Source organism: Streptomyces sp. NPDC088116, from assembly GCF_044741745.1.
Lineage (GTDB): Bacteria > Actinomycetota > Actinomycetes > Streptomycetales > Streptomycetaceae > Streptomyces.
In genome coordinates, this window is sequence record NZ_JBIUTF010000011.1 from 74,996 (window position 1) to 89,399 (window position 14,404).

Below are 14,404 nucleotides of genomic sequence, written 5' to 3' on the forward strand. Positions count from 1 at the left end.
CCGACTGACGCGCGTCCCGAGAGACGGACTCACGCCCGACCCGAGAGAGCGTGCATGAACACTTCCCAGCAGTACATCGAAGCCCTCCGCTCCTCCCTCAAGGAGAACGAGCGGCTGCGCCGGCAGAACCAGCGGCTGATCGCGTCGGCGGTGGAACCCATCGCCGTCGTCGGCATCGGCTGCCGGTTCCCCGGCGGTGTGGCCTCGCCCGAGGACCTGTGGCGACTGGTCGCCGAGGGCCGGGACGTGATCTCCGACTTCCCGGCCGACCGGGGCTGGGACCTGGACCGGCTCGGTGGCGAGGGGCGCGGGCGCAGCCTCGCCCTCCGGGGCGGATTCCTCGGCGACGCGACCGAGTTCGACCCCGGCTTCTTCGGCATCTCACCACGCGAAGCGGTCGCGATGGACCCCCAGCAGCGGCTGCTGCTGGAGACCGCGTGGGAGGCGCTGGAGCGGGCCGGGATCGCACCGACACGGCTACGAGGCAGCCTCACCGGAGTGTTCGCCGGAACGACGGGACAGGACTACGGCAAGGTCGTCGCGCGCTCCCGCGACGACATGGACATCTATTCCACCACCGGCCACGCCGCGGGCGTCATCTCCGGCCGGCTGTCCTACGTACTCGGCCTCGAAGGCCCGGCCGTCACCGTCGACACGGGCTGTTCCTCCTCGCTGGTCGCGCTGCACTGGGCGGTCCAGTCGCTGCGCGCGGGCGAGTGCACCCTCGCGCTGGCCGGTGGCGCGACCGTGATGTCCACCCCCGGCGTCTTCGTCTCGTTCACGGCACAGGGCGGACTGGCCGCCGACGGGCGCTGCAAGCCGTTCTCCGACGCGGCCGACGGGGTCGGCTGGGGCGAGGGCGCCGGAATGCTCGTCCTGGAACGGCTCTCGGACGCCCGGCGCGGTGGCCACCCCGTACTGGCGGTGATACGCGGCAGCGCCATCAACCAGGACGGCGCCTCCAACGGCCTCAGCGCCCCCAACGGCCCCGCGCAGCAGCGCGTGATCCGGGCCGCCCTGGAGAGCGCCGACCTCACGGCAGACCAGGTCGACGCGGTCGAGGCACACGGCACCGGCACCACCCTCGGCGACCCCATCGAGGCGCAGGCCCTCCTCGCGACGTACGGACAGGGCCGCGAACGCCCGCTGCTGCTCGGCACGGTGAAGTCCAACATCGGCCACACCCAGGGCGCCGCCGGCGTGGCGGGCGTCATCAAGACGGTGATGGCCCTGCGGCACGGCGCGCTGCCGCGCACCCTGCACGCCGAGGTGCCGTCGACCGATGTGGACTGGAGCGCGGGCTCCGTCGATCTCCTCACGGAGCACACCACATGGCCCGAGACGGGGCGCCCCCGGCGGGCCGGTGTGTCGTCGTTCGGGATCAGCGGCACCAACACGCATGTGATCCTGGAACAGGCGCCACCCCTGGAGGAGCCGGCCGAGACTCCCGCAACGGTGCCCGGTGTCGTCCCCTGGGTGGTCTCCGGCCGCACGGCCGCCGCACTCGACGAGCAACTCGCCCGGCTCACCCCTGCCGTGGCCGGCCACGACCCGCTGGACGTCGGCTTCTCGCTGGCCACCGGCCGGGGGGTGTTCGAGCGGCGGGCCGTCCTGCTGGCCGGACCCGGTGAGGGCGAGGCGTACGAGATCGCGCGCGGCACCGCCTCGGACGGGCCGCTCGCGGTGCTGTTCTCCGGCCAGGGCTCACAACGTATCGGTATGGGACGGGAGTTGTACGGCCGGTTCCCCGTGTTCGCGAAGGCGCTGGACGAGGTGCTCGCGGGCCTGTCCGGGCAGGCGCCGGACGGGGCGCAGGACACCCTCCGCGAGGTGATGTGGGGCGAGGACCCGGACCGGCTCGACGAGACCGGTTTCGCCCAGCCGGCGCTGTTCGCCGTCGAAGTGGCGTTGTACCGGCTGATGGAATCGCTGGGCGTCACACCGGACTTCGTGGGCGGCCACTCGATCGGCGAGGTCGCCGCCGCGCACGTGGCGGGCGTGCTGTCGCCGGCGGACGCGTACGCGCTCGTCTCCGCGCGGGCCCGTCTGATGCAGGCGCTCCCGCCCGGCGGGGCGATGGTGGCGGTCGAGGCCACCGAGGACGAGGTCCTGCCCCTGCTCTCCGACGGTGTGTCGATCGCCGCCGTGAACGGCCCGTCGTCCGTGGTGATCTCCGGCGCCGAACCGGCGGTGCTGGAGATCGGCGCGAGGTTCGCCGACCAGGACCGCAGGACGAGCCGCCTGAGGGTCTCGCACGCGTTCCACTCGCCACTGATGGACCCGATGCTGGATGACTTCCGGGCCGTCGTGGCCGGCCTCTCCTTCCAGCGCCCCACCATCCCCGTCGTGTCCAACCTGACCGGCCGGACCGCCACGGCCGATGAACTGTGCTCGCCCGAGTACTGGGTACGGCACGTACGGGAGACCGTACGGTTCGCCGACGGCGTCCGGAGCCTTGGCGACCAGGGTGTGCGCACCTTCCTGGAACTCGGCCCGGACGGTGTGCTCTCCGCTCTGGTGCGGCACTCGGCCCCGGACGACGCCGTCGCCGTACCGGTGCAGCGCAAGGACCGTGGCGAGGAGATCGCCCTGGTCACCGGGTTGGCCCGGCTGCATGTGGCCCTGGCGGCCAAGCCGGTGGACTGGCCCGTACTGTTCGCGGGCACCGGCGCGCGCCGTGTGGACCTGCCGACCACGGCGTTCCAGCGCCGCCGCCACTGGCCCTCGGGCGCCGGGCGTGCCCGGGACGCGGCGGGGCTCGGCCTGGGTGCCACGGACCATCCGTTGCTGGGCGCGGCCGTCGACCTCGCGGACGGCGCGGGCGTCGTGTTCACCGGCCGTGTGTCCGCGCTCTCGCATCCCTGGCTCGCCGACCACGTGGTGGGCGGCCGGATCCTGGTGCCGGGAACCGCCTTCCTGGAGCTGGCCGTTCGCGCCGGCGACGAGTTCGGCTGCGACCGCATCGACGAACTCGCCCTGGCCGCGCCGCTGGTGCTGCCCGAGCGGGGTGCCATACACCTCCAGGTCCGGGTGGGCGCGGCCGACGACCACGCCCGACGTCCGGTCACCGTCCACTCGCGGCCCGAGGGTACGACGGATGGCGCGGACGGTACGGATGGCACGGAGGACAGCCCGTGGACGGTGCACGCCTCGGGTCTGATCAGGCCGGGCCGGACCGCCGGTCCCGAGGGCGGCGCCCGGACGGCGACCGCTCATGCCGACGCGTCGGCGGGCGCGGACTTCGACGCGACGGCGTGGCCCCCCGCCGGTGCGGAGCGGATCGAACTCGGCGACTGCTACGCGCACCTCGCCGATCTGGGCTTCACCTACGGCCCCGCCTTCCAGGGGCTGCGGGCCGCCTGGCGCCGGGGCAGCGAGCTGTTCACCGAGGCCACCCTGCCCCGGGAGGCCGAGGCCGACGCCCCGGCCTTCTGCCTCCATCCCGCGCTCCTGGACGCCGCGCAGCACGCCTCCTCCTACGCGGACCTCGGCGCCCTCAGCGAGGGCGGAGTTCCGTTCGCCTGGGAGGGCGTCTCGCTCTACGCGTCCGGGGCGACGACCGTACGGGCCCGGCTGACGCGGAACGGACACGGAGCCGTGTCGATCGTCATCGCCGACCCGGCCGGTGAACTCGTCGCGTCCGTCGACTCGTTGGTCACCCGCCCGCTCGCGGACGGGCAGCTGGACGCGGCGCGGGCGGTCGCTGCCGGCACCGACGCGTTGTTCGGCCTCGGCTGGACACCGGTGACGGAGGAGGCGGGCATCGCACACGCGGGTGCGGTCGCCCTGATCGGGCCGGCGACCGATGCGCTGCGGGAAGCCTCGGCGTCCGTCGGGACAAAAGCGGTCGGGACGGAAGCCGTCGAGGTGTACCCGGATCTGGCCGCGCTCGCAGAGCACCCGGCCCCGGTCCCGGAGATCGTCGTCACCGAACTCGCGGCCGTGCCCGCCCCGGGCATCGTGGCGAGCGCTCACGCCACCGCCTCGCACGCACTGGGCCTGGTACAGGACTGGCTGGCGGACGAGCGGTTCGGCGGATCCCGGCTGGTGGTGGCCGTCCGGGGCGCCGCCGACGATGTCGTACTCGCGCCGGTGTGGGGCCTCGTACGGTCCGCGCAGGCCGAGCACCCCGGCCGGATCACCCTGCTCCACCTCGGTGCCGATGTGACGTCCGAGGCGACGCCCGAGGCGGAGCTGGGCGCGACCCCAGGGGCGGCGTTCGCGCGGGCGCTGGCCCTGCCGGAACCGGAAATCCTGCTCCGCGACGGACGGCTCTTCGCCGCCCGGCTCGAACGGCGGAACCCCGGGCCGGACGCGACGGCGGCCGTCTGGGACACCGGGCGTACGGTCCTCATCACCGGTGGCACCGGCGGCCTGGGAGCGCTGCTGGCCCGGCACCTCGTGACCGAACACGGCGTACGCGACCTGCTGTTGGCGTCGCGTCGCGGCCCCGAGGCCCCCGGCGCCGCAGACCTCGCCGCCGAGCTGACCGGGCTCGGAGCCCGGGTGCGTACGGCGGCGTGCGACATCGCCGACCGTGCCGCCCTGGCGGAACTGCTGTCCGGGCGCGACATCGGCGCGGTCGTGCATACCGCCGGGGTGATCGACGACGGTGTGGTCGGCGCACTCACCCCCGAACGCCTCGACGCCGTGCTGCGGCCGAAGGCGGACGCCGCCTGGCATCTGCACGAGCTGACCGGGGAACTGGGCCTGGAACTCTCGGCGTTCGTCCTGTTCTCCTCCGCCGCCGGTACTCTCGGCGGCCCGGGACAGGCCAACTACGCCGCCGCGAACGCCTTCCTCGACGCCCTGGCCGAGCACCGCCGAAGCCTCGGGCTGCCCGGGGTGTCCCTGGCGTGGGGCCCGTGGGAACAGTCCGGCGAGACCGGTATGACCAGCGGCCTGACCGAGGTCGACCGGGCCCGGCTGAGCCGAGCGGGCTTCCCGCCCCTGACCGCCGAGCAGGGCGTGGCCCTGTTCGACGCCGCGCTGGCCACCGACCGGCCCACGCTCCTCCCGATCCGACTGGACCTGCCCGCCCTGCGTACGCGCGGCGAGGTGCAGCCGGTGCTGCGGGGTCTGGTCCGTCCCCGGGGCCGCCGTACCCGTACGTCCGTAAGCGCCGATTCCGCCCTCGCCGCCGTGACGACGGGGGCCACGGGCGGTGGCCTCGCCCTGCCCACAGGGCTGAGCGAAGCGGACCGCGCCGCGGCGCTGCTGGAGCTGGTGTGCGGCCGGATCGCGCTGGTACTCGGCCACGAGAGCGCGGCCACGGTCGACCCCACGCTGGCCTTCCGTGACCTGGGCTTCGACTCGCTGACGGCGGTCGAACTGCGCAACGCGCTGAGCGCGGCGACCGAACTGCGGCTCCCGGCGACCCTGGTCTTCGACTACCCGACACCGGCGGCACTCGCCGACCATCTGCGCGACGAACTGTTCGGCGGCCCCGACCAGACCCCTGCCCTCAGCCCGACGGACACACAACTCCCGGTCACCGACGATCCGGTGGTGATTGTGGGGATGGCGTGCCGGTATCCGGGTGGGGTGTCGTCTCCTGATCAGTTGTGGGATCTGGTGTCCGGTGGTGTGGACGCGGTCTCGGAGTTTCCGGTGGATCGTGGCTGGGACCGGGACGGGTTGTATCACCCGGATCCCGAGCACCCGGGGACGTCTTCGACGCGTGCGGGCGGGTTCCTGCACGATGCTGCGGACTTCGACTCCGAGTTCTTCGGGATGAGTCCGCGTGAGGCGTTGGCGACGGACGCGCAGCAGCGCCTGTTGCTGGAGACGGTGTGGGAGGCCGTCGAGCGTTCGGACATCGACCCGCTGTCACTGCGGGGGAGCCGCACCGGTGTGTTCGCCGGTGTGATGTACAACGACTACCGCACCCTGCTGACCGGCGACGAGTTCGAGGCGTTCCGGGGCAATGGCAGTGCGCCGAGTGTGGCGTCGGGTCGGGTGGCGTACACGCTGGGCCTGGAGGGCCCCACGGTCACGGTGGATACGGCGTGCTCGTCGTCGCTGGTGGCGATGCATCTGGCGGCACAGGCTCTGCGTGCGGGTGAGTGCTCGCTCGCTCTGGCCGGTGGTGTGACGGTGATGTCGACACCGTCCACGTTTGTGGAGTTCTCCCGGCAGGGCGGCCTCGCCCCGGACGGCCGCTGCAAGTCCTTCGCCGACGCGGCCGACGGTGTGGGCTGGGCCGAAGGCGTGGGCATGCTGGTACTGGAGCGGATGTCCGACGCGGTGCGCAACGGGCACGAGGTCCTGGCAGTGGTGCGTGGCTCGGCGGTGAATCAGGACGGTGCGTCGAACGGTCTGACGGCTCCGAACGGTCCGTCGCAGCAACGGGTCATACGTCAGGCGCTGTCGGGGGCGGGCCTCCAGCCGGCCGATGTCGACGCGGTGGAGGCGCACGGTACGGGTACGACACTGGGCGACCCGATCGAGGCCCAGGCCCTGCTCGCCGCCTACGGCCAGGACCGCGAACGCCCGCTGCTGCTTGGCTCGGTGAAGTCCAACATCGGCCACACCCAGGCGGCCGCCGGTGTCGCCGGAGTCATCAAGATGGTGCAGGCGATACGTCACGAGACGCTGCCGCGCACCTTGCACGTGGACGCCCCGTCGTCCCATGTCGACTGGTCGGCGGGCGACGTCGAGTTGCTGCGGGAGAACACGGCTTGGCCCGAAACGGGCCGTCCCCGCCGGGCGGGCGTCTCCTCCTTCGGCGTCAGCGGTACGAACGCCCATGTGATCCTGGAACAGGGCCCACCGGTGGAGCGACGCGTCGAGGAACCGACGGTGACGCCTGGCGCGGTGCCCTGGGTCCTCTCGGCCAAGAGTGAAGCAGCACTGGACCGTCAATCGGACCGCATCCGGTCCTTCGCGGCCGAGCGTGCCCTCTCCCCGCTGGACATCGGGCTGTCGCTGGTCACCAACCGATCGACGTTCGAGCGGCGGGCGGTCCTGCTGCCGGATTCCGGCGAGATCGCCCGAGGCTCGGTCACCGTCCCGGTGGGTCCGTTGGCGTTTCTGTTCAGTGGTCAGGGTGCGCAGCGGCTGGGTATGGGGCGGGAGTTGTACGGGCGGTTCCCGGTCTTCGCGGAGGCGCTGGACGCGGTGTTCGCGGAGCTGGGCGCCGGGGAGGATTTGCATGGGGTGATCTGGGGTGAGGACCCGGATCTCCTTAATGAGACCGGGTTTGCTCAGCCGGCGTTGTTCGCGGTGGAGGTGGCCTTGTTCCGGCTGCTGGAGTCGCTGGGTGTTGCGCCGGATTATGTGGGTGGGCATTCGATTGGTGAGGTGGCGGCTGCGCATGTTGCGGGTGTTCTGTCGCTTGCGGATGCGTGCCGTCTGGTGGTGGCTCGCGCTCGGTTGATGCAGGAGCTTCCGCGTGGTGGGGCGATGGTGGCGGTCCAGGCCACTGAGGATGAGGTTCTGCCGTTCCTCTCCGGACGGGTGTCGATCGCTGCCGTCAATGGGCCGTCGTCCGTGGTGCTGTCCGGTGCCGAGGATGCGGTGTTGGAGGTTGTGGGGCGGTTCGAGGGGCGTCGTACGTCTCGGTTGCGGGTGTCGCATGCGTTCCATTCGGCGTTGATGGACGGGATGCTGGACGAGTTCCGGGGTGTGGTGTCGGGGTTGGAGTTCCGTGCGCCGTTGATTCCGGTGGTGTCGAATCTGACGGGTGTTCTGGCCACGGCTGATGAGTTGTGTGTGCCTGAGTACTGGGTGCGGCATGTGCGGGAGACGGTGCGGTTCGCCGATGGTGTGCGGGCGCTGTCCGAGGCAGGCGTGCATACGTTCCTCGAACTGGGCCCGGACGGCGTCCTCTCGCCTCTGGTCCGGGAGTCGGTGTCGGACGAGGCCGTGGTCGTGCCCGTACTGCGCAAGGACCGTGGCGAGGAGACGGCGGCCGTCACCGCACTGGCCGGGCTCTATGTGACGGGTGTGGCCGTGGACTGGCCGGCGCTCTTCACCGGAACCGGCGCGCGGCACGTCGAACTGCCGACGTACGCCTTCCAGCACCGGCGCTACTGGCCTTCCGCGCCGACATCCGTGCGGGATGCCTCCGGGCTGGGACTGGCCTCGGCCGAGCATCCGCTGCTGGGCGCGTCCGTGCCCCTGGCGGACGCCGACGGAGCGGTGTTCGCCGGACGGCTGTCGGTGGCGTCGCATCCGTGGCTGGCCGACCACACCGTGATGGGCAGGATTCTCGTACCGGGCTCCGCGTTCGTGGAGTTGGCGATCCGGGCCGGAGACGAATTCGGCTGCTCATGGATCGAGGAACTGACCCTGGCCACACCGCTCATACTGCCGCAGCCGGATGCCGTACAGATCCAGGTACGCGTGGGCGCGGCCGACGAGGGAAGCAACCGGCGCACGGTCACCGTCCACGCCAGGCCCGAGACCACGGGCGGCGACACCTGCGCGCCATGGACCCAGCATGCTGCGGGCACACTCTGCACCGATGCCCCGGCGGGCCACACCGAGGTGGCCGCGCTCGACACCTCCATGTGGCCGCCGGCCGGTGCCGAGCCGGTCGATCTCGGCGACTTCTACGCGGCTCGGGCCGAGGCAGGTTTCGACTACGGCCCGGTTTTCCAGGGGCTGCGGGCCGCCTGGCGGCAGGGTGAGGACGTCTATGCCGAAGTGAGCCTGGGCAAGGCCGACTTCAACATGAACGACACCGACGAGGACTACCAAAACCTCAGCGGGCTCATCGAGACCGGCGGATTCGGCCTGCACCCGGCACTGCTGGACGCGGTCCTGCACGCGACGGCACTGACCGTGGAGGACGGCGTGCTCCCGTTCGTCTGGGAGGGCGTCTCCCTGCACGCATCGGGTGCGACGACGGTAAGGGTCCGCCTCACCCACACCGAACCGGACAAGATCACCATCGCGATCGCCGACCCGGCGGGGCACCCGGTCGCCACGGTGACCGGGCTGGTGGTGCGCCCGATCACCCCCGGACAGCTGGACGCGGTGGCCGCGCCGGAGCAGGACTCACTGTTCCGGGTCGAGTGGACCGCCGCCGCGCCGAGCGGCGGGCACACCGGCCCGGTGGCGGTGGTCGGTCCTGACGCCGCTGTTCGGATTGATGAACTTGGACTGACAGGCAGTGGGATCACCGTCGACGCCCATCCGGATCTGGCCGGGTTGGCCGAGGGCGATGCGGTTCCGGAGCTGGTGCTGACCGTGCTGTCCGAGTGCGACTCGGAGAATACGGTGGATGCGGCGCATGGTGTGGCGTCGCGGGTTCTGGGTTTGGTGCAGGGGTGGTTGGCGGGGGAGCGGTTTGCCGGTTCCCGGTTGGTTGTGGTGGTGCGTGGTGACGTTGAGGGGCCTGTCGCTGGTGTGGTGCGTGGGCTGTTGAGGTCGGCGCAGTCGGAGCATCCGGGGCGGTTCGGTCTGCTGGAGCTGGACCGTGAAGCCTGCTCCGGGCCGCTTCTGCTGGAGGCGCTGGGGGCGTCGGCTGCCGAGCCTGAGATGGCTGTCCGTGAGGGGCGGCTTGTGGCTCCTCGGTTGGCTCGGGTTTCGGTGCCCGATGTGGTGGGGCCGGTGTGGGATGGTTCTGGGACGGTTCTGGTTACGGGTGGTACGGGTGGTTTGGGTGCGGTGGTGGCCCGGCATCTGGTGGTTGAGCATGGTGTGCGGGATCTGTTGTTGCTGTCCCGGCGGGGCTTGGATGCTTCGGGTGCGGCTGAACTCTGCGTTGAGTTGCGGGAGTTGGGTGCGTGTGTCGAGGTGGTGGCGTGTGATGTGGCGGATCGTGAGGGACTGGCCGGGGTGCTTGCTGGTCGGGATGTCTCGGCTGTGGTGCATGCGGCGGGTGTGTTGGATGACGGTCTTGTCGGGTCGTTGACGCCGGAGCGGTTGGATGGGGTGTTGCGTCCGAAGGTGGATGCGGGTTGGTATTTGCATGAGTTGACGCGGGATGCTGGCCTGTCGGCGTTTGTGGTGTTTTCGTCGGCTGCGGGTACGTTGGGCAGTGTTGGTCAGGCGAATTATGCGGCGGCGAATGGGTTCCTTGACGCGTTGGTGGAGTTCCGGCGTGGGCTGGGTTTGCCGGGTGTGTCGTTGGCGTGGGGTCCGTGGGAGCAGGCGGACGGCATGCTCGGCGAGTTGTCGACGGTCGAGCGTGAGCGCATGTCGCGCGCTGGTATGCCGCCACTGTCGGACGAGCAGGGTGTGGCGCTGTTCGACGCGGCACTGAGCAGCGGCGAACCGGTCTTGCTGCCAATGGCGTTGGACCTTTCGGCCTTCCGCTCCGGTGGTGACGTCGTTCCCCCTCTGCTGCGCGGCCTGACGCGCACGCGCCGCATGGCTGAGCGACGCGCTGCCACGGGCGGTCTCGGGGAGATCGTGGCCGGGCTGGGCGAGGTTGAGCGGCATGAGGTGCTGCTTGATGTGGTGCGTGGCCAAGTTGCTCTGGTGCTGGGGTATCAGGGTGCGGCTGCGGTGGATGCGGCTCGGTCGTTCCGTGATCTCGGGTTTGACTCGTTGATGGCGGTGGAGTTGCGGAACGGACTGAGTGCGGCGACGGGGCTGCGGCTTCCGGCGACGCTGGTGTTCGACTATCCGACCGCGCAGGCGCTTGCGACCTATCTGCTCGGTGAGTTGCTGGGCGCCGGGGCCGCCGCACCTGTGCCGGTGGCTGTGTTGCCGCCGGTGGCGGACGATCCGGTGGTGATTGTGGGGATGGCGTGCCGGTATCCGGGTGGGGTGTCGTCTCCTGATCAGTTGTGGGATCTGGTGTCCGGCGGGGTGGATGCCGTCTCGGAGGTTCCCGCTGAGCGTGGTTGGGATCTGGAGTTGTCGACGCGTGCGGGTGGGTTCCTGCATGACGCGGCGGAGTTTGATCCTGAGTTCTTCGGGATGAGTCCGCGTGAGGCGTTGGCGACGGATGCGCAGCAGCGCCTGTTGCTGGAGACGGTGTGGGAGGCAGTGGAGAGTGCCGGAGTGGATCCGGTGTCATTGGGAGGAAGCAGGACCGGTGTTTTCGCCGGTGTGATGTACGGCGATTACGGAACGTTGTTGTCGGGGCGCGAGTTCGACGGGCTGCGGGGCAGCGGCAGCGCACTGAGTGTGGCGTCGGGTCGGGTGGCGTACACGTTGGGTCTGGAGGGTCCGACGGTCACGATTGATACGGCGTGCTCGTCGTCGCTGGTGGCGATGCATCTGGCGGCGCAGGCACTGCGTGCGGGTGAGTGCTCGCTTGCTCTGGCCGGTGGCGTGACGGTGATGTCCACACCGTCCACATTCGTGGAGTTCGATCGGCAGGGCGGGTTGGCCACGGACGGTCGGTGTAAGGCGTTTTCGGATGCGGCTGATGGTGTGGGCTGGGGTGAGGGCGTGGGGATGCTCTTGCTGGAGCGGTTGTCGGATGCGGAGCGTCATGGGCATTCGGTGTTGGCGGTGGTGCGTGGCTCGGCGGTGAATCAGGATGGTGCGTCGAATGGTCTGACGGCTCCGAATGGTCCCTCCCAGCAGCGGGTGATCCGTCAGGCGCTGGCCAGTGGTGGTCTGTCGCCGGTGGATGTGGATGTGGTGGAGGCGCACGGTACGGGTACGACGTTGGGTGACCCGATCGAGGCGCAGGCTCTGCTTGCCGCCTATGGCCAGGACCGTGAACGTCCGTTGTTGCTGGGTTCGGTGAAGTCGAACATCGGTCACACTCAGGCAGCGGCCGGTGTGGCGGGTGTGATCAAGTCGGTGATGGCGATGCGGCATGGGGTGCTGCCCCGTACGTTGCATGTGGATGCTCCGTCGTCGCACGTGGACTGGTCCGCCGGAGACGTGGAGCTGTTGCGGGAGAACACGACCTGGCCCGAGACCGGGCGCCCTCGACGGGCCGGCATCTCATCCTTTGGTGTCAGCGGTACGAATGCTCATCTGGTCCTTGAGGCCGCACCATCTGCGGAGCGGTTGGTGGAGCGTGACGTTGAGGCGCCGACAGTGGTGCGGGAGGTGGTGCCGTGGCTGGTGTCGGCCAAGTCCGAGACGGCGCTGGATGCACAGCTTGACCGACTCCGGTCTGCTGCGGAGGAACATTCCCTTTCACTCCTCGATGTCGGGTTCTCGCTGGTCGCCGGCCGGTCGGTGTTCGAGCATCGGGCGGTGCTGCTGGCGTCGGAAGAGGGCGTGGTCGAGGCTTCCCGGGGTTCGGTCGCTCAGGGTCCGTTGGCGTTTCTGTTCAGTGGTCAGGGTGCGCAACGTCTCGGTATGGGGAGGGAGTTGTACGGTCGGTTCCCGGTGTTCGCGGAGGCGCTGGATGCGGTGTTCGCGGAGCTGGGGCCGCTGGGTGACGAGGAGGGCTTGCGTGGGGTGATCTGGGGTGAGGACCCGGACCTCCTCAACGAGACGGGTTTCGCTCAGCCGGCTCTGTTCGCCGTGGAAGTGGCTCTGTTCCGGTTGCTGGAGTCCCTCGGCGTTACGCCGGACTACGTCGGTGGGCATTCGATCGGTGAGGTGGCGGCTGCCCACGTGGCCGGTGTTCTGTCGCTTGCGGACGCGTGCCGTCTGGTGGCTGCTCGCGCACGGCTGATGCAGGAGCTTCCCCGAGGTGGAGCGATGGTGGCGGTCCAGGCCACTGAGGATGAGGTTCTGCCGTTCCTCTCCGGCCGCGTGTCGATCGCTGCTGTCAACGGGCCTTCGTCTGTCGTGGTGTCCGGTGCCGAGGATGCGGTGTTGGAGGTTGTGGGGCGGTTCGAGGGGCGTCGTACGTCTCGGTTGCGGGTGTCGCATGCGTTCCATTCGGCGTTGATGGACGGGATGCTGGATGATTTCCGTGCGGTGGTGTCGGGGTTGGAGTTCCGTGCGCCGTTGATTCCGGTGGTGTCGAATCTGACGGGTGTTCTGGCCACGGCTGATGAGTTGTGTGTGCCTGAGTACTGGGTGCGGCATGTGCGGGAGACGGTGCGGTTCGCTGATGGTGTGCGGGCGTTGTCCGATGCGGGTGTTCGTACATTCCTGGAGTTGGGTCCGGATGGTGTGCTGTCGGCGTTGGTCCGGGAGTCGGTGTCGGACGAGGCCGTGGTCGTGGCCGTGCCCGTGCTGCGTAAGGACCGTGGCGAGGAGACGGCGGCCGTTTCGGCGCTTGCCTGGCTGCATGTGACGGGCGTGGCTGTGGACTGGCGGGCGTACTTCGCGGGCACGGGTGCCCAGCGGGTCGACCTGCCCACGTACGCCTTCCAGCGTCAGCGGTACTGGCCTTCTGTATCGGCCGGTGTTCAGGATGCCGAAGGGCTCGGGTTGGCGTCGGCGGATCATCCTTTGTTGGGTGCGGCTGTGGCGTTGGCTGATTCGGATGGGGCGGTGTTCGCGGGTCGGTTGTCGTTGGGTTCGCACGGGTGGCTGGCTGATCACGTGGTGATGGGCCGGGTGTTGGTGCCGGGTACGGCGTTTGTGGAGTTGGCGATCCGTGCGGGTGATGAGGTCGGGTGTGGTCGGGTCGAGGAGTTGACGCTGGCGGCGCCGTTGGTTCTGTCCGAGCGGGATGCGGTGCGGATTCAGGTGTTTGTCGGGGCGCCTGATGTTTCCGGGCTTCGGTCGGTGAAGGTGTATTCGCGGTCGGATGGTTCCGAGGAGTTGCCGTGGAGTCTGCATGCGGTGGGTGTGCTGGCTCCGGCGGGGGATGAACTTCCGGGAGCGCTGCCGGGAGTGACGTTTGACGCGTCGGTGTGGCCGCCGGCCGGGGCCGAACCCGTCGATCTCGATGACTGCTACGAGCGGCTGGCCGAGGCGGGGTTCGCGTACGGTCCGGTGTTCCAGGGGCTACGGGCGGCATGGCGACGCGGCGAGGAAGTGTTCGTCGAGGCCGGGCTTCCGGAGGAGGCCGCGGCTGCGGGCTTCGGCCTGCATCCCGCATTGCTGGACGCCGTCCTGCACGCGGCGGCCTACGCGGGAGAGGGCGCGAGCGGCGCGGAAGGCGGGGCGCTGCCGTTCTCCTGGGAAGGAGTCTCGCTGTACGCCTCCGGCGCGACAGCGGTACGGGCCCGGTTGTCGTACAACGGGCAGGAAACGATCACGATTGCGGTCTCGGACGAGGCCGGAGCGCCCGTCGCTTCGGTGGACGGCCTTCGGGTGCGTCCCGTAACGGCGGAGCAGCTCGGTGAGGTCCGGACGATCGGCCGGGATTCGCTGTTCCGGGTGGAGTGGGCTCCGGTGGCCGGGGCGGGCGAGGCCGCTGGGCCTGAGTTGTCCGGGGCATCCGCGTGGTCCGGGGTTGCGGTACTGGGGCCGGATGGCGGTCTCGGTGACCTCTTGAGGGACTCGGGCTTCCCCGCGCAGGCGTGTGCGGATCTGGGTGAGTTGGCTGCGGGTGAGGAGCCGGTGGCCGGTGTGGTGCTGGCGGTGGTTTCGGGGGATTCGTCGGCGGCCGGTGGCGTGGTGGATGCGGCGCATG

At 70.2% G+C, this 14,404-nt stretch carries 1 protein-coding gene; it reads left to right on the plus strand.

From position 1 onward, the window contains the following. Nucleotides 1-54 precede the first annotated feature (54 nt). A partial coding sequence (locus ACIOJD_RS33295; protein ID WP_401920067.1) for an SDR family NAD(P)-dependent oxidoreductase occupies nt 55-14,404 on the plus strand: 14,350 nt, incomplete at its 3' end.